The sequence below is a fragment of the Paenibacillus litoralis genome, assembly GCF_046244365.1.
GTDB lineage: Bacteria > Bacillota > Bacilli > Paenibacillales > NBRC-103111 > Paenibacillus_V.
This window is the reverse complement of record NZ_CP176395.1, coordinates 7,201,429-7,217,141: the sequence shown is the minus strand read 5'-3', so window position 1 is coordinate 7,217,141 and position 15,713 is coordinate 7,201,429. Positions and strand designations below refer to the sequence as shown.

At 56.2% G+C, this 15,713-nt stretch carries 18 protein-coding genes; 15 read left to right on the top strand and 3 right to left on the bottom strand.

The features are described from left to right. The first annotated feature begins 7 nt into the window (after positions 1–7). Together ACKGJP_RS30455 and ACKGJP_RS30450 are read left to right on the top strand one after the other, a co-directional pair. Positions 8–412 (top strand): nucleoside 2-deoxyribosyltransferase, encoded by a 405-nt coding sequence (locus ACKGJP_RS30455; RefSeq protein ID WP_409342510.1) that lies wholly within the window; start codon positions 8–10, stop codon positions 410–412. A gap of 74 nt (positions 413–486) precedes the next feature. Beyond that, on the top strand, positions 487–735 hold the full coding sequence (locus tag ACKGJP_RS30450) for a DNA-binding protein (RefSeq protein WP_409342509.1): 249 nt from the start codon (positions 487–489) through the stop codon (positions 733–735). A gap of 108 nt (positions 736–843) precedes the next feature. On the opposite strand, the gene ACKGJP_RS30445 is transcribed toward ACKGJP_RS30450, so the two are convergent. Next, positions 844–948 (bottom strand): YjcZ family sporulation protein, encoded by a 105-nt coding sequence (locus tag ACKGJP_RS30445; protein WP_409342508.1) that lies wholly within the window; start codon positions 946–948, stop codon positions 844–846. A gap of 32 nt (positions 949–980) precedes the next feature. After that, the gene (locus ACKGJP_RS30440; RefSeq protein ID WP_409342507.1) at positions 981–1,079 is read right to left on the bottom strand and encodes a YjcZ family sporulation protein; all 99 of its coding nucleotides are present in this window, start codon (positions 1,077–1,079) and stop codon (positions 981–983) included. A gap of 317 nt (positions 1,080–1,396) precedes the next feature. On the opposite strand from ACKGJP_RS30440, the gene ACKGJP_RS30435 reads away from it, so the two are divergent. From ACKGJP_RS30435 to ACKGJP_RS30410, 6 genes are read left to right on the top strand one after another with little or no spacing between them, the layout of a single operon-like run. After that, positions 1,397–2,239, top strand: coding sequence for a class I fructose-bisphosphate aldolase (locus tag ACKGJP_RS30435; protein ID WP_409342506.1), 843 nt, complete (start codon positions 1,397–1,399; stop codon positions 2,237–2,239). After that, positions 2,239–3,396, top strand: coding sequence for a Gfo/Idh/MocA family protein (locus ACKGJP_RS30430; protein WP_409342505.1), 1,158 nt, complete (start codon positions 2,239–2,241; stop codon positions 3,394–3,396). The genes ACKGJP_RS30435 and ACKGJP_RS30430 overlap by 1 nt, the downstream gene beginning before the upstream one ends. A gap of 2 nt (positions 3,397–3,398) precedes the next feature. Beyond that, positions 3,399–4,601, top strand: a complete 1,203-nt coding sequence (locus tag ACKGJP_RS30425; RefSeq protein ID WP_409342504.1) for a carbohydrate kinase family protein — start codon at positions 3,399–3,401, stop codon at positions 4,599–4,601. Between the two features lie 25 nt (positions 4,602–4,626). After that, complete coding sequence (locus ACKGJP_RS30420) at positions 4,627–5,175, top strand: D-lyxose/D-mannose family sugar isomerase (protein ID WP_409342503.1); 549 nt, start codon at positions 4,627–4,629, stop codon at positions 5,173–5,175. A gap of 3 nt (positions 5,176–5,178) precedes the next feature. Further along, the gene (locus ACKGJP_RS30415) at positions 5,179–6,234 is read left to right on the top strand and encodes an aldose 1-epimerase family protein (RefSeq protein WP_409342502.1); all 1,056 of its coding nucleotides are present in this window, start codon (positions 5,179–5,181) and stop codon (positions 6,232–6,234) included. 28 nt (positions 6,235–6,262) lie between these two features. After that, positions 6,263–7,021, top strand: a complete 759-nt coding sequence (locus ACKGJP_RS30410) for a DeoR/GlpR family DNA-binding transcription regulator (RefSeq protein ID WP_409342501.1) — start codon at positions 6,263–6,265, stop codon at positions 7,019–7,021. A 63-nt stretch (positions 7,022–7,084) separates the two neighbouring features. Here the strand turns inward: ACKGJP_RS30410 and ACKGJP_RS30405 are convergent, their stop codons facing one another. Continuing rightward, the gene (locus tag ACKGJP_RS30405) at positions 7,085–8,248 is read right to left on the bottom strand and encodes an ROK family protein (RefSeq protein ID WP_409342500.1); all 1,164 of its coding nucleotides are present in this window, start codon (positions 8,246–8,248) and stop codon (positions 7,085–7,087) included. Positions 8,249–8,426: 178 nt separating this feature from the next. Here ACKGJP_RS30405 and xylA point away from each other — a divergent pair, with 178 nt between their 5' ends. The 7 genes from xylA (at position 8,427) to rbsK (ending at position 15,685) form a co-directional block, all read left to right on the top strand. Further along, complete coding sequence (gene xylA / locus ACKGJP_RS30400) at positions 8,427–9,740, top strand: xylose isomerase (RefSeq protein ID WP_409342499.1); 1,314 nt, start codon at positions 8,427–8,429, stop codon at positions 9,738–9,740. A 41-nt stretch (positions 9,741–9,781) separates the two neighbouring features. Further along, positions 9,782–11,275: a xylulokinase gene (gene xylB, locus ACKGJP_RS30395; RefSeq protein ID WP_409342498.1), complete on the top strand. Its 1,494-nt coding sequence runs from the start codon at positions 9,782–9,784 to the stop codon at positions 11,273–11,275. Between the two features lie 30 nt (positions 11,276–11,305). Further along, the gene (locus ACKGJP_RS30390) at positions 11,306–12,031 is read left to right on the top strand and encodes a ThuA domain-containing protein (protein ID WP_409342497.1); all 726 of its coding nucleotides are present in this window, start codon (positions 11,306–11,308) and stop codon (positions 12,029–12,031) included. 480 nt (positions 12,032–12,511) lie between these two features. Then, positions 12,512–12,919 carry a GNAT family N-acetyltransferase gene (locus tag ACKGJP_RS30385; protein ID WP_409342496.1) on the top strand — a complete coding sequence of 136 codons (408 nt, stop codon included), beginning with the start codon at positions 12,512–12,514 and terminating at the stop codon, positions 12,917–12,919. Positions 12,920–12,998: 79 nt separating this feature from the next. Then, positions 12,999–13,991 (top strand): LacI family DNA-binding transcriptional regulator, encoded by a 993-nt coding sequence (locus ACKGJP_RS30380; protein ID WP_409342495.1) that lies wholly within the window; start codon positions 12,999–13,001, stop codon positions 13,989–13,991. A 152-nt stretch (positions 13,992–14,143) separates the two neighbouring features. Continuing rightward, a complete protein-coding gene (locus ACKGJP_RS30375; RefSeq protein ID WP_409342494.1) occupies positions 14,144–14,755 on the top strand; it encodes an SIS domain-containing protein in 612 nt (203 codons plus the stop codon). Between the two features lie 6 nt (positions 14,756–14,761). Then, a complete protein-coding gene (gene rbsK / locus ACKGJP_RS30370) occupies positions 14,762–15,685 on the top strand; it encodes a ribokinase (protein WP_409342493.1) in 924 nt (307 codons plus the stop codon). Positions 15,686–15,713 lie beyond the last annotated feature (28 nt).

Genomic DNA, 15,713 nt, shown 5'->3' with positions numbered 1-15,713 from the left:
GGATAAAATGAAATTTTATGTGGCATCCAGTTTTAAAAACCTGCGTACAGTCAGGTATGTTAGCGAGCAGTTGATCAGGAAAGGGTACGTTCATACCTTTGATTGGACGCAAGTTGAAGAGGTTGCATCCATCGAGCAGTTAAGAGAAATCGGTCAGAAGGAGAAAAACGCGGTAATCGAAGCTGACTTCATTGTAGTTATATTGCCGGCGGGAAAAGGCAGCCATATCGAATTAGGAATTGCGCTAGGACAAGGCAAAAAAGTATATCTGTATTCCCCGGATGAAGAAGTCAATAACACGGAAACAACCAGTACTTTTTATCATTTGCCTGAAGTGGAAATATGCTTGGGGACGATTGACGAATTAGTTGATATTGTAGCTTCGAAATCGAAGAATGAAGCGGGAGGCTAAGCCTTGTGTTGAGGGTCAATACTTACTAAGCCGGATATTCAATGGCTAACTTGAATTCTAAAAGGAGGCTCCCTATGACAAAGAACAACAGGGAATCGAAAGCGGGAGCTCGAAACGAGACGGAAAGCGATCTTCCGGCCGGATTGTCGCAACCGGCAAAACGGGCGTTCGTCAGTGCCGGTTATGTAAGGCTGGAGCAGTTCGCCAAGCTCAATAAGGACGAGATTCTGAAATTGCACGGCGTGGGACCAAAAGTGTTGGAGCCGTTACGTCGCGCCCTTGCCGACAAGAACTTAACGTTCGCCGACGAGCAAAACGATTAGCGTAAAGCCGATTGTGAAGCCGCCTTATTCCTTTTCAACTAGCTAAAGGGGCAGCCTGCCGCGGCGAGCCCCTTTTGGCGTGTTTTTGCCGATTCCCCTGCTATCGCTCTACCTCCAAGCGCAAGCGCAAGCGACGATAACCAGCAGGATGAAAAGAACTAGAATAACTCCAGTAGAAGTAAATCCTCCGCGTGCTCCGGAAACTTCACCCATCTTGTTTCCCTCCATTCCATTTCACCCTGCAATTAGTAGCCAAATCCGCAAACGGAACAAGCGACGATCACCAACAGAATGAACAATACCAAAATAGTGCCAGTCGATGTGAAAGCTCCGCCCAATGACATCGGAATTCCCTCCTAAGCTGGTATTCATCCGGCTTATTCCCTTCGGGGACATCTCAACCGGAAGTCTGAGATCATAATATGAAATTGAACTCTTTTTGATTGGGTTTATGACGATAGTTTCTAATATTAGGGGAAATGCTGATAGGCAGCTTCGAATAAATACATTTGAAGGTAGCTTTATAGGTTTCTTACTTAGGGAGATGGAGACCGGCCGCCTTTCAAAAAGAATGGTATAGACAGAAATGTTAGAATTGTACTATAGTTATGTTATAAACAAACATTTGTTGTTTGCAATAAACATGTTGGAGGTTGGGAATATGAGCGGTAAAGCGAGAATGAACCGAATGTTTAGTGCGCAAGGCAAATGCTTCGATGTTGCCGTCGACCACGGCTTTTTTAATGAATATTCTTTTTTGTCGGGCATCGAAAATATGAAACAGGCAATCGAGACGATCGTCCAGGCAGGGCCCGATTGCGTACAGTTAAGCGCGGGGCAGGCTAGACTCCTTCAGGAGATTCCCGGCAAGCAGAAGCCAGGGCTCGTGCTGAGAACGGATGCGGCGAATATTTACGGGAGCGTGCTGCCGCGGTTTCTGTTCAGCGAGCTGATCGACCGGGCGATCGAACAGGCCGTCCGTTTGGACGCCGTTGCGGTATGCGTCAATCTTCTGCTGCTGCCGGATCAGCCGGAGCTGCACCACCAGTGCGTGCGCAACGCCTCGCTGCTGAAGACGGAATGCGAGAAATACGGGATGCCGCTTATGATCGAGCCGCTGGTCATGCTCCCTAACGAAGCGAAGGGCGGCTACATGGTGGACGGCGATATCCGCAAAATCATGCCGCTCGTCCGCCAGGCCGTGGAGCTTGGCGCCGACATCATCAAGGCCGACCCGTGCGACGATGTGACGGAATACAACCGGGTTATCGAAGTCGCTTCCGGCATTCCGGTCTTGGTGCGCGGCGGCGGCCGGGCAAGCGACGAGGAGATTGTGAACCGGACGGTGGAACTGATGAATCAAGGCGCCTCCGGCATCGTATACGGCCGCAATGTGATCCAGCACCCGAATCCGGCCGGCATGACGTCCGCTCTGATGGCCATCGTACATGAAGGTGCTTCAGCGGAACAAGCGCTGGCCATATTGAAGGGGGTGCAGGCGTAATGCAGAGAACAGTCATTCGTTTCGGCGTTATCGGCTGCGGGCTGATGGGCAAGGAATTCGCCAGTGCGGCGGCACGCTGGTGCCATCTGACGGATACGGATTTCGAGCCGGCCATTACGGCGGTGTGCGACGCGAACGCTGCGGCGACCGAATGGTTCAAGAACCATGTGCCGACCGTTACCAAGGCGACGACCGACTACAAGGAGCTGCTGGCCGATCCGGACATCGACGCCATTTATTGCGCGGTCCCGCATCATTTGCACGAATCGCTCTATATCGATATCATCAAGTCGGGTAAGCATCTTCTCGGCGAGAAGCCGTTCGGCATCGATCAGGAAGCGAACCGCCGCATTTTGCAGACGATCGAAGAGCATCCGGAAGTGATCGTCCGCAGCTCCTCGGAGTTCCCATTCTTCCCCGGTGCCATGCGGATCGCCAAATGGGTTAACGAAGGCCGTTTCGGCAAAATCATCGAGGTGGAGGCCGGCTTCTGGCACTCTAGCGATTTGGACCCTAGCAAGCCGATCAATTGGAAGCGAATCGTTGCGACCAACGGGGAATACGGCTGTATGGGCGATCTCGGGATGCACGTGCTGCATCTGCCTCTGCGTTTCGGCTGGAAGCCGCGCAGCGTGCGGGCGCTGCTTTCCAAGATTGTGCCGGAAAGGCCGGGCAAGGACGGCGCGCCGGTTCCTTGCGAAACGTGGGATAATGCGATTCTGGCTTGCGACGTACGGACGGACGATCAGCAGTTTCCGATGATTCTGTCCACGAAGCGGATCGCGCCTGGCCACGCCAACACATGGTTTATCCGTATCCAAGGCACGGCGTGTTCGGCTGAATTTTCCACCAAAAATCCGAAGCAAGTCGCTTCCTTGCCTTATACGCCGGGCGGCGAGCAAGCATGGCATGTTGCCGACGTTCCTTATCAATCGGCTTATCCGACGATTACCGGCGGCATTTTCGAATTCGGATTTACCGACTCGATTCTTCAAATGTGGGCCGCGTTCTGCGACGAAGTGGCGCACCGCGGCGCGATGAAGCAGCCGTTCCGCTGCGCCACGCCGGACGAAACGGCAGGCAGCCACAAGCTGTTTACGGCTGCGCTCGAATCCGAGCGGACCGGACAAACGATTCCTATCGATTGGGAGGCGTAACGATGGGCTCGAAACCGATTGATGTGGTGGTGGCCGGTCACATCTGCCTGGATGTGATCCCTTCCTTCGGAAGACGAAAAGGCGGACTGCAGGACATGCTCGTTCCCGGCAAGCTCGTTGACGTCGGTCCGGCGGTAACCGCTACCGGCGGCGCGGTATCGAACACGGGACTTGCGCTGCACCGGCTTGGCATCCGGGCGAGCCTGATGGGCAAAATCGGCGACGACATGTTCGGCAACACCATTCTCGACCTGCTCCGCGGGCAGGACCGGCGCTTGTCCGAAGGCATGATCGTCAGCGCCGGCGAGCACAGCTCCTATTCGGTCGTTATCAATCCCCCGGGCATCGATCGGGTCTTTCTTCACTGCACCGGGGCGAACGATACCTTTGCCGCGGACGATCTGAACATGGAAGAAATCGGGCGCGCCCGGCACTTCCATTTCGGATACCCGCCGCTCATGAAGCGGATGTACGAAGACGAAGGCGAGCAATTGGCGGTCATGTTCTCCGGCGCGAAGAAGTCCGGTCTTACGACTTCGCTGGACATGGCCAAACCGGATCCCGATTCGGCTGCGGGCCAGGCGGCGTGGAGACGGATCTTGCAGCGTGCGCTGCCGCATGTCGATGTCTTTCTGCCCAGCTTGGATGAAATCTTGTATATGCTGGATCGCGATAAATATAGGCAGTTGGAACGCGATTACGGGGCCGGCGACATAGGGAAAGGGATCGACGGTGCGCTGCTGTCGGCTCTGGGACAGGAGCTGCTCGACATGGGAGCGGCGATCGTGGCCGTCAAGCTGGGCGAGTTCGGGTTGTACGTGCGAACGACGGACGATGCGGAGCGCATTCGGGCGATGGGACGATGCGCCCCGAAGGACGCACTTCGCTGGACCTCGCGGGAGCTGTTGGCTCCTTGCTTCTCGGTAAACATCGCCGGTACGACCGGAGCGGGCGATTGCACGATCGCCGGATTTCTGGCGGGTCTCGTTCATGGGCTTTCCGTTGAGGAGGTTATTACGGGAGCCGTTGCAGTCGGCGCCTTTAACGTCGAGCAAGCGGATGCGACGAGCGGAATACCGGCGTGGGAAGCGGTGCAAAAGCGGATTCGCGGCGGATGGTCCCGCAGCGCGGCGAAGCCGGACCTTCCGGGCTGGGGCTGGGACGGGGCTGCGGGATTGTTTATCGGACCGTATTCCATATCGTAATCATAAGCGAAAGGGAGAGATCCGTATGATCAAAAGAAGCGAATTAAGAACGGCGCAGGAGCGGACAGCGGACATATTTCGGAAGGCCGGAATCGTATTGACGCCGGAGGAACGGGATGGTATCGAAATCGCCGAATTTGGCCTGGGCCAGCTGGAGCGGCAAGGCTTGGAGCTGATCACCTACGTTAACACGGACCGGTACTGCGCGAAAGAACTCGTCTTATTCCCGAGGCAAACGTGTCCCGAGCATAAGCACCCTCCTGTAGGAAGCGAACCCGGCAAAATGGAAACGTTCCGCTGCCGCTACGGGAGCGTATTCCTTTACGTGGAAGGGGAGCCGGCGCCGGCTCTGAAGGCCGTCATACCGGAAGGTAGCGAGCCGTACTATACGGTGTTTCATGAGATCGAGTTAACGCCCGGCCAGCAGTACACGATCCCGCCGGATACGCTGCACTGGTTTCAAGCGGGAGACGAGGGAGCGGTCGTGTCCGAATTTTCCAGTACGAGCCGGGACGAGAGCGACATCTTTACCGATCCGAATATCAAGCGTATGCCCGAGATGACGGAGGATTAGCCCGTGAAGCTCTATGACCGGGAATGGACGCGGACGGAAATCGAGACTAGAGTCGGCCGTATCGAGCAGATCGGCGGCATTCAGCGGGTGCGGGGGACGGAAGGGATGGAGGACGGCGTCGAGCTTGTCCGGGTAAGGACGGGCGCTGGACTAACCTATGAGGTCAGTCCCTCGCGAGGAATGGATATCGGGATGAGCGAATTCGCCGGCGTGCCGATCGGCTGGCAGGCTCCCGGCGGTATCGCCCATCCCGCTTATTATGACGCGCAAGGAACGGAGTGGCTGCGCACCGCGGCAGGAGGACTCCTGATGACCTGCGGTCTGTCGAACGTAGGCAGTCCTTGCGAAGACGGCGGGCGGCGGCACGGGCTTCACGGCAGAATCCACCATCTGCCCGCCCGCCATGTCGGTGCCGAAGGCGTCTGGGATGGCGACGAATACGAAATGACCGTCAAAGGAACGATCGACGAAACGTCAATTTTCGGCGACCATCTGCGGCTGACGCGGGAAATCCGCAGCAGGCTGGGAGAGAACGTCATCCGCATCCGCGATCGGGTGGAGAATGCCGGATTTACCCGCGCCGGCCATATGATGCTGTATCATTTTAACTTCGGGTTCCCGCTGATGGACGAGCATACGGAGATCGAATTTCCCGGCACGGCCGTCTTCCCGCGCGAACCCGAAACGCCGGCGGAAGGATACGACCGGTGGCAGCCGCCGGAAGCGGGCTTCAAAGAACGGGTTTACGTTCACCGCGATATCCGGTCCGTTCAAGGGAGAGCCTACGTACGCATAGGCAACGAACGCTTCCCTCGCGCGGATGGCGGCGTACAGCCCTTGTGCGCGGAGTTGTCCTGGTCGACGAAGCACCTTCCCCATCTGGTTCAGTGGAAAATGCCCGGGCAAGGCGTATACGTACTCGGCTTGGAGCCGGCGAACTGCGCGGTCGACGGACGCGCCGCCGAGCGCCAAAGAGGAACGCTTGTTAGGCTTGAGCCCGGCGAAAGCATCGGATATGAATTGGAGCTTGCAATCAAAACGGGGGCGAATGCGGTATAATAGAACCGAATTGTTGCGAAAAGAGGGAATGTCTTTGTTTAACGACAGACAACAGCAAATTATCGATCTCATTACAGCGGATGGGGAAATCAAAATATCCGATTTGAAGGATCATTTCGCCGTGACGGAAATGACGATCCGCCGCGATCTCGAAAAGCTGGAGCAGCACGGCATCGTACGCCGTACGTTCGGCGGGGCGATCTTGATAGGCAAGGACGTGTCTTTAAGGGAGCGTACAGGCTCGCACGAGGATGAGAAGAAACGGATCGGCCGGCTGGCGGCTGCGCTTATTGAACCGGGAGAATCGGTATTCATCGACGGCGGTTCGACGACGCTTCAAGTGGCGCGCCACCTCCGTCCCGGCACACAGGTAACGGTTATCACCAACGCCTTGAACGTAGCGGCGGAGCTGATCGAGAAGAGCATCCCGACCATCGTCATCGGCGGTATGGTCAGGGAAACCACCTCAAGCATGTCCGGGCCGATGGCGGTCGAGGCGATGTCCAAAATGGCGTTCGATCGCGCGTTCCTCGGCGCCAGCGGGCTGAATGTCAGGGACGGATTCAGCAATTCCAACATGTACGAAGCGGAATTGAAGCGGGTGGCGATAACGCGTTCCGCCGAAGTCAATATCGTGCTGGATCATACCAAATTCGGCGCGAGCTCTCTCGTTTCCTTTGCGGATATCGGGCACGCTCACCGCATGATCGCCGATCGGCTGCCGGAAGGAGAATTGTTGACGGCGTGCCGGGAAGCGGGGATGGAAATAACGGCAGCCGGGGACTGAGGTGCTGGTTCAAAACCCTCTGCTTCCTCGAACTGTAAGCTTATTCCACTCCGTCCCCGTGTGTCACATATCCCCTTTCATCTTCTTAAGGAAACTGTCGATCGCGTAAAAGGCCGCTCCCCGCACGGCAGAACGCTCGCCAAGCTCGGCGAACAGGAGCCGCATGCCGCTGCGGTGGTAAGCGAGCGTGCGCTGAGCGACCGTTTCTCTCATCGCTTCGCCGATCCAAGGCGCCGCCAGACTCAAACGATTCCCGATGATGACGGCTTCGGGATTGAATACATTGACGATGTTGGCGATCCCGATCCCGAGATACACGCCGATTTGCCGGAGCAGGGCTATCACCCGCTCGTCCCCGTCTTCCGCCGCCCGGCATACGGCTTCTATGGAATGAAGCTGGAGAGGGACTGTCAGCTGCAGCAGCGCTTTCTCGGAAGCGTAGAGCTCCCAGCAGCCGTTGTTGCCGCAGCGGCATTTGCGGCCGTCCATCGAGATGGATAAATGTCCGAGTTCCCCGGAAAACCCGGTAAATCCTTTATAGAGCTGATTATGGATCACAATGCCGGTGCCGATACCGATCCCCGCACTGACGTAAACGAGATTGTCGATGCCGCGTCCGGCGCCGTAAATGAGCTCGCCCTGCGCCCCTGCATTCGCTTCGTTATCGATCGTTACCGGCAGACCGAACCGTTCCGACACGAGCTTCCGCAGAGGAACCTGCTCCCACTCCAGATTCGGCGCGAACGGGATATTTCCCTCGCCGTCCACAATGCCGGGCACGCCGATGCCGATGCCGACGATCCCGTACGGGCAGTCCGGAGCCGACAGCGCCAGACCCTCTATGCAATCGTAAAGCATGGGGAGTACTTCCTCGACAAGGTCGCTTCGCAGCTCGAGCACGGACTCTCGGATCACCTCGCCTTCCAAGTCGACAAGGATACCGCGGATGTAATGAACGCCCAGATCGATGCCTATCGCATAGCCGGCTTTATTATGGAACAGAAGCATGACCGGCTTGCGGCCGCCGCTCGATTCGCCGGTCCCGATTTCCTTCACGAGCTCGGTTGCGATCAGATCTTGGACCAGGTTCGAAACGGTCGCTTTATTGAGGCCGGTGCGCTCGGATATTTGGGCACGTGAGATAGGCGCTTGCTTCAAGACGCATTCAAGCACGATGGCGGTATTTATTTTTTTGATTAATGCGGCGTCTCCGGTCGGTTTTTGCATAGGAAAGGTGGAACCCCCGTTCGCGAACGCGATTTTTTTGATTTGTTGCATGGTACCACTATTTTAGAGGAAAGTATATCACAAATAACTTAGTTTGTGTAATAGACAAACTAAGTTTGCGCGTGCTAGAATGTGGATAACATTCACTCCCAAACGAAAATTGGAGGCGTATCCGTTCATGGCATATTTCGAGAATGTCGGCAAGATTCGATACGAAGGCAAAGGTTCGGACAATCCGTTTGCGTTCAAGCGCTACAATCCCGAGGAAACGGTTCTGGGCAAGACGATGGAGGAGCATCTCCGGTTTGCCGTCGCTTATTGGCACACCTTCACCGGAACGGGTGCGGATCCGTTCGGGGCCGGCACAGCCGTTCGCGGCTGGGACCGCTATAACGGCATGGACCTCGCTAAGGCGCGGGTGGAAGCCAACTTCGAGTTTTTGGACAAAATCGGCATTCCCTACTATTGCTTTCATGATCGGGATATCGCGCCGGAAGGCCAAACGCTGCAGGAAACGAACCGGAATCTGGACGCGATCGTGGAGCTGCTGAAGCAGGGCATGAAGACTTCGGGCAAAAAGCTGCTCTGGAATACGGCGAATATGTTCACGCATCCGCGCTATGTGTTTGGAGCCGGCACGGCTGTGCAAGCCGATGTGTATGCGTATGCGGCGGCGCAAATCAAAAAAGGACTGGAAGTCGGCAAAGAACTGGGCGCCGAAAATTACGTGTTCTGGGGCGGCCGGGAAGGCTACGAAACGCTGCTGAATACCGATATGGCGTTCGAGCTGGACAATTTGGCGCGGCTGGTGAGGATGGCGGCCGACTATGCGGAAGAAATCGGCTTCGGCGCCCAATTCCTGATCGAGCCGAAACCGAAAGAACCGTCGAAGCACCAGTACGATTTCGATGCGGCGACGACGATAGCGTTCCTGCAAAAATACGGCTTGACCGGCGTATGCAAATTGAATTTGGAAGCCAATCATGCGACGCTGGCCGGCCATACCTTCGAGCACGAAATCCGCGTGGCCGCCATCAACGGCATGCTGGGATCGCTTGACGCGAACCAGGGCGATCTGCTGCTCGGCTGGGATACCGACGAGTTTCCGACGGATCTGTACGCCACGACGCTGGCGATGTACGAAGTGCTGAAGGCCGGAGGACTCGGCCGCGGCGGCATTAACTTTGACGCGAAGGTTCGCAGAGGCTCGTTCGAGCCCGAGGATTTGTTTCTGGCGCACATAGCCGGTATGGATACGTATGCCTGGGGATTGAAGGCGGCCGCGAAAATCATGGAGGAGCGCGTATTGGACCGTATCGTGGAAGAACGGTACGCCTCCTTCCGCGAAGGCATCGGGGCCGACATAGCCTCCGGCAAAGCCACTCTGGCGTCGCTTGAGCAGTACGCGCTGCAGAACAAACCGATCCCTAACGCCTCGGGCCGCCAGGAGCGGATGAAGCTTGTTCTTAACGAAATCATATATAGCGTGTAACGGATAGCCGCAGGTACTTTATGGGGGGAGGAAGAGTGGCAATGGCTTATGTGATCGGCATCGACCTTGGAACGAGCGCCGTCAAGACGCTGCTTGTGGACCGCGACGGGGATGTGAGGGCGGAGGCTTCTGCGGAGTATCCGTTATTTCGCGAGCATTCGGGCTGGAGCGAGCAAAATCCGGAGGATTGGGTGAACGGGACCGCGGAGGCGCTTCGCCGGCTGCTGCAAGCTTCCGGCATCCAAGGCTCTGAAGTGGAAGGCATCAGCTTCTCGGGTCAAATGCACGGCCTTGTGCTTTTGGACGAAGAAGGGGTGCCCGTGCGGCGGGCTATCCTGTGGAACGATACCCGTACGACGGAGCAGTGCCGCGAAATCGAACGCGTACTGGGCGAGAAGCTGCTCGGCATTACGCGGAATCCGGCGCTGGAGGGGTTTACCCTTCCGAAGCTTTTGTGGGTCAGACTACATGAGCCCGAGGCGTTCCGCCGCTCCAAGCTGTTCCTGCTGCCCAAGGACTATGTCCGCTATCGGCTTACCGGCGCGCTTCATATGGATTATTCCGATGCGGCGGGAACGCTGCTGCTCGATGTGGCCGAGAAAAGGTGGAGCCGGGACATTTTGGCGGCGTTCGAGCTTCAGCCGGAGCTGTGTCCGCCTTTGGCCGAGTCCCATGAGCAGGTCGGCACGCTGCTTCCCGCGATGGCTGAGCGTATAGGGCTCGTTCCTGCCGTGAAGGTGTTCGCGGGAGGAGCGGACAATGCCTGCGGCGCGATCGGCGCAGGGATCCTTTCCGAAGGGAAGTCCCTAAGCAGCATCGGAACTTCCGGCGTTCTGCTTACTTATATCGAAGATAAGAGGGCGGACTATGGCGGAAAGGTTCATTTCTTCAACCACGGGAAAGAGAACGCCTACTATGCGATGGGCGTTACCCTTGCCGCGGGCTATTCGCTTAGCTGGTTCAAACAAACGTTCGCGGCAGGCGAATCGTTCGATGAACTGCTAAGAGGTATAGACGGCATAAAGCCCGGTGCAGGGGGGCTGCTGTTTACTCCGTATTTGGTCGGGGAGCGAACGCCTCATGCGGACCCTCATATTCGCGCCAGCTTTGTCGGGATGGACGGCTCCCATACGCGTGGGCATTTCACGAGGGCGGTCATGGAGGGGATCACGTTTTCCTTGAACGAGACCGTCGAAACGTTCCGGGCTGCCGGGAAAACGATCGACTCCGTCGTCTCGATCGGGGGCGGCGCGCAAAATCCGCTGTGGCTGCAAATGCAGGCCGACATTTTTGGCGCAACCGTCATCGCGATTCACAGCGAGCAAGGGCCCGGCCTTGGCGCGGCTATGCTGGCTGCATACGGCTGCGGCTGGTTCGCCAGTCTGGAGGCTTGCGCGGCCTGTTTTGTCAAGCATGCCGCCTCCTATTCGCCCGATCCGGATGCCGTACGGACGTACAGGGAGCTATTCGGCATTTACCGCCAAATCTATGAACAAACGCGCGGGATCAATGAGCAGCTGGCGGCTTTTCGCTGATAGACTACAAGCATAGGAGCGTGCGTAACCATGAAAAAAGCGTTGATCGTCTGGGGCGGCTGGCTCGGCCACGAGCCGGAGCAGGTTGCCGGCATTTTCCGGGAAGTCCTTGCCGAAGCCGGGTTTGAGGTCGAATGTTCCGATACGCTCGAATCCTTCGCCGATAAACAGAAGCTGAAGGCGCTCGATTTGATCGTACCGGTATGGACGATGGGCGAAATCGGCAAAGAGCTGGCGGACAACGTATCCGAGGCCGTACAGGCCGGCGTCGGCATAGCGGGCTGCCACGGCGGGATGTGCGATTCGTTCCGCAGCAACGTCGATTGGCAGTTTATGACGGGCGGCCAATGGGTGGCGCATCCGGGGAATGACGGCGTGGAATACGTCGTCAACGTCAAGAATAGCAGCAGCCCGATTTTGGCGGGAATGAACGATTTTACCGTGAAATCGGAGCAGTATTACATGCACGTCGATCCGGCGGTCGAAGTGCTGGCGACGACGCGTTTTCCCATTGCGGAAGGCCCGCATTCGCTCAATAAAGCGGTCGATATGCCGGTTGTTTGGACGAAAAGATGGGGTGTCGGGAGAGTGTTTTATTGCTCCTTGGGCCACAAGGCGGATATCGTAGCCATGCCGGAGATGAAGCTGATCATGCGGCGCGGATTTCTGTGGTCGGCCGAAGGGAAGGCGCTTGCCGACAAGGAAGAGAAGCGTTCTTCGGAGGACGGTTATACGGGCATGGGCGACAGCCGTTAAACGTTGGGGAGCAAGACGCGGAGCCTAACGAGCCGGTTCCTTCGACGGAACCGACAGGAGAGGTGTTGCGGGACGGGACGGAACGGAAGGGAGTCTTTTAATAAGCAGGTCGAAGCTGTCGGGCTTCGACCTGTTTTTTTGTCATTGGAACGGACCGGCACGTCATTTATCAGAACGAGCAGGATTGTTTATATATAGGGAATCATTACTTTGCCCATATTATTCCAGTTGAGTATTATGTATTTAGCGACATAAAAATAAGCCGAATTCCTAGCATGCCCCCCTTATATGATTCGCAACAGGGGGGGTTACTCTAACGGGAATTTGAATGCCATTCTGAGGATACGCGCCATTCCCATCTATGACTTTTGAAGGAGGGACACGGACGATTGGTTAGCAAATATGGATAAGGATTTTGATTTCATTACTCATATGGCTGCGATAATAAAAAGGGACAATTAGAGCGAAGGAGACCCTCTTATGGACATTCGATATGATACAGAGCTGCCGACTGAAGATAGCATTTATGAGTTGTATGAGAATCTTCAGTGGAATGCATACTTGCAACTTAGTAAACATCAGCTGCTGACCGCCATGGAACAGAGTTGGTGCGCCGTTTATGCTTATCATGAAGATCGCTTAGTAGGTACGGGAAGAATCGTTTCCGACGGGATCATCAATGCTTATTTATGCGGGCTGGGCATTCACTCCGATTATAGAAATAGAGGGATTGGATCTGAAATTACCCGTTTACTAGTGGAGTATTGCCAAAAAGACAACTTGCACCTGCAATTTTTTTGCGAAGAAGAGCTGGTGCCGTACTATGAAAAAATGAATTTTGAGGTTTTTGCAGTGGGAATGAAGAGACAACAATCCCGCAATAAATAGGTTTGACAGATTTTACTAAACGAAATATAATTTTATTAGCGTTATGTAAACGATAACATACACGAAGAAGGATACGCCATTGCAGAAGCTAACGATTAAAGAAGTCGCACAGGAAGCCGGCGTATCGACCGCCACCATTTCCCGCGTGCTGAACAACAGCGGCTATGTGAACGAGGACGTCAAGAAGCATGTGCTGCAGGTCATCAACAAGCTGAATTACAAGCCGAATGCGATTGCACGCAGCTTGAAGCAGGAGAAATCGCGGAGTATCGGCATCGTCCTCCCCGACATGACGAACCCGTACTTTATGCGAATGGCGCGCTCGATCCAAACCCGATGCGTGGCCGAGGGCTACCATCTGCTGTTCATCGATACCGAGGACAATCCGCTTAAAGAGAAGGAAGCCATCCACTTTTTGACCGAGAAAAGGGTGGAGGCGCTCATTTTGGCCGGAACCGGCGAGAACCGGGAGCTGATCAAAAGCGTAAGCCGGTCGGTTTACGTCGTCCTGGCGGACCGTCCGATGTCCGCTCTCCGGCTGGATACCGTCGCGGAGGACAATACGCGTGCAGTAAAGTCGGCTGTCGGCTTCTTGCTGGCGAACGGCCATACGCGCATCGGCGTGATCAAAGGACCGGAATCCACCATCACCGCCCGCGAACGGTATGAAGGCGTTCTTCAAGCGCTCTCGGAAGCGGGGATAACGCCCGATCCCGAGCTGGCGTTCAGCGGCGATTACGCACGTGATTCGGGCACGCAAGCGATTAGACAGTTCATGGCACTAGCCGAACCCCCGACAGCCGTTTTTTCGGCGAATAACGAAATGACGTTCGGGCTTTATTTGGGCTTGCAGCAATTGCAAATCCCGCTGGATTTTCTAGAGGTCGTGTCGTTCGGCGATTTGGAGTTCTCCTCCTTGTTCCGGCACCGGCTCTCCGTGATCAAGCAGAACCCGCAGCAGCTGGGCGAAGCGGTCGGCGAGCTTGTCGTCAAGAAGCTGGGCACGCAGGGCGGAGCGGCGGAGAACCGGATATTCGTGCCGGAGTGGATACCGAACCCGAACCGGCAGTAAGCGGGAAAGAAGCGAGGGACCAGTCGCTTCTGCTTTTTTCTCAACATGTAAACGATAACATGTTTTAGGCGTTTCAGGGTTGCCGAAGTTTATCCCACAGCTTGTCATCAAGCTTGTGTAAACGATAACACATCGCGAGGAGGCATTCATACATGCTTATTTTGGATTTTATTAAGGAAAGTCTGCGGAACGAAGCGAATGCGTTAGGCCGCCTAGTCGCCGAGGTCGGCGAGGAGTACGTGAAAGCCGTCGAGGTCATCCGAAAATGCGAAGGCAAAATCGTCATCTCCGGTATAGGCAAATCCGGTCATGTCGGCAAGAAGATCGCCGCTTCGCTTTCGAGCACAGGGACGCCTTCGTTCTTCGTGCACGCCGCGGAAGCCGTGCATGGGGACAGCGGGATGATCGAGAAACGGGATGTCGTCATTCTCATTTCCAACAGCGGGGAAACGGCAGAGGTGCTAAGCATGCTTGAGGTCGTCAAACGGATCGGCTCGCAGTGCATCGCGATCACGAAGAACAGCGGCTCGACGCTGGCGGCCGGCAGCGAAGTGGCGCTGACTTACAACTACGAGAAAGAAGCCGATCATCTGGACTTGGCGCCGACTACGAGCGCCATGCTGCAGCTTGCGATCGGAGACGCGCTGGCGGTTACGATTTCCCGGTTGAAGTCGTTCGGGAAAGACGATTTTTATTTGTACCATCCCGGCGGGAGCCTTGGAAAGAAGCTTTCCGACCCTGCTGGCGAATCGAAATCGGGGTGAGCGAAGATGAATATTGTGGTGATCGGCAGCTTCATGATGGATCTTGTCGTTCGGACGTTCCGGGCGCCTGCTGCGGGGGAAACGATAATCGGCAGCGGCTTTAACCGTTTTCCCGGAGGCAAAGGGGCGAATCAAGCGGTGGCCGCAGCGCGTCTCGGCGGAAAGGTCACGATGGCCGGGATGCTCGGACGGGACGACTTCGGCTCGGAAATGCTGCACGTGATGCGGAAGGAAAATATAGCGACGGAATGTATACGGCTGCATGAAGCGCCGACGGGCATCGGCTCGATCGTGTTGGAAGAAAGCGGCGAGAACCGGATCATTGTCGTACCCGGCGCGAATCTGAAATATTCGCCGAGCGACCTTGCCGAAATCGAGGATGTCATCCGCGGCGCGAGCATCCTGGTCATGCAGCTCGAAATGGATTTAACCATGACGGAGCAGGCCGTCGCAATGGCCCGCAAGCATGGGGTGCCGGTTATTTTAAATCCGGCGCCGGCCGTCCCGCTCAGCGATGCGCTTCTGCGCAACGTTGCGTATTTGACGCCGAACGAGACGGAAGCGGGCATTTTAACGGGGAAACCGGTTCACACGGCCGCCGATGCCGAGAAAGCGGCTCAGGAACTGAGAAGCAAGGGCGTCCGCTGCGTCATCGTTACGCTGGCTGCCCAAGGGGCGCTGATCGTCGACGAGAACGGGACGAAGCATGTGCCGGGCTATCCGGTTCGTCCGGTCGATACGGTGGCGGCGGGAGATTCCTTCAACGGCGCTCTCGCCGTACAGCTCGTTTCGGGTGCCAGGGTCGAGGACGCGGTTCGGTTTGCCAATGCGGTCGGCGCCTTGACGGTCACCCGGGAGGGGGCGATCCCGTCCTTGCCGTTTCTAGCGGAGGTCGAGGATTTCATTAACCGGCATAGGGCGGTGTCTTAAGAGGGTTCATCCATTTTGCGATCCGGAG

Bases quoted from the DNA above. Each gene is read 5' to 3' on its own strand.
- ACKGJP_RS30455 (WP_409342510.1), top strand. From the start codon at position 8: ATGAAATTTTATGTGGCATCCAGTTTTAAAAACCTGCGTACAGTCAGG.
- ACKGJP_RS30450 (WP_409342509.1), top strand. From the start codon at position 487: ATGACAAAGAACAACAGGGAATCGAAAGCGGGAGCTCGAAACGAGACG.
- ACKGJP_RS30445 (WP_409342508.1), bottom strand. From the start codon at position 948: ATGGGTGAAGTTTCCGGAGCACGCGGAGGATTTACTTCTACTGGAGTT.
- ACKGJP_RS30440 (WP_409342507.1), bottom strand. From the start codon at position 1,079: ATGTCATTGGGCGGAGCTTTCACATCGACTGGCACTATTTTGGTATTG.
- ACKGJP_RS30435 (WP_409342506.1), top strand. From the start codon at position 1,397: ATGAGCGGTAAAGCGAGAATGAACCGAATGTTTAGTGCGCAAGGCAAA.
- ACKGJP_RS30430 (WP_409342505.1), top strand. From the start codon at position 2,239: ATGCAGAGAACAGTCATTCGTTTCGGCGTTATCGGCTGCGGGCTGATG.
- ACKGJP_RS30425 (WP_409342504.1), top strand. From the start codon at position 3,399: ATGGGCTCGAAACCGATTGATGTGGTGGTGGCCGGTCACATCTGCCTG.
- ACKGJP_RS30420 (WP_409342503.1), top strand. From the start codon at position 4,627: ATGATCAAAAGAAGCGAATTAAGAACGGCGCAGGAGCGGACAGCGGAC.
- ACKGJP_RS30410 (WP_409342501.1), top strand. From the start codon at position 6,263: ATGTCTTTGTTTAACGACAGACAACAGCAAATTATCGATCTCATTACA.
- ACKGJP_RS30405 (WP_409342500.1), bottom strand. From the start codon at position 8,248: ATGCAAAAACCGACCGGAGACGCCGCATTAATCAAAAAAATAAATACC.
- xylA (WP_409342499.1), top strand. From the start codon at position 8,427: ATGGCATATTTCGAGAATGTCGGCAAGATTCGATACGAAGGCAAAGGT.
- xylB (WP_409342498.1), top strand. From the start codon at position 9,782: ATGGCTTATGTGATCGGCATCGACCTTGGAACGAGCGCCGTCAAGACG.
- ACKGJP_RS30390 (WP_409342497.1), top strand. From the start codon at position 11,306: ATGAAAAAAGCGTTGATCGTCTGGGGCGGCTGGCTCGGCCACGAGCCG.
- ACKGJP_RS30385 (WP_409342496.1), top strand. From the start codon at position 12,512: ATGGACATTCGATATGATACAGAGCTGCCGACTGAAGATAGCATTTAT.
- ACKGJP_RS30375 (WP_409342494.1), top strand. From the start codon at position 14,144: ATGCTTATTTTGGATTTTATTAAGGAAAGTCTGCGGAACGAAGCGAAT.
- rbsK (WP_409342493.1), top strand. From the start codon at position 14,762: ATGAATATTGTGGTGATCGGCAGCTTCATGATGGATCTTGTCGTTCGG.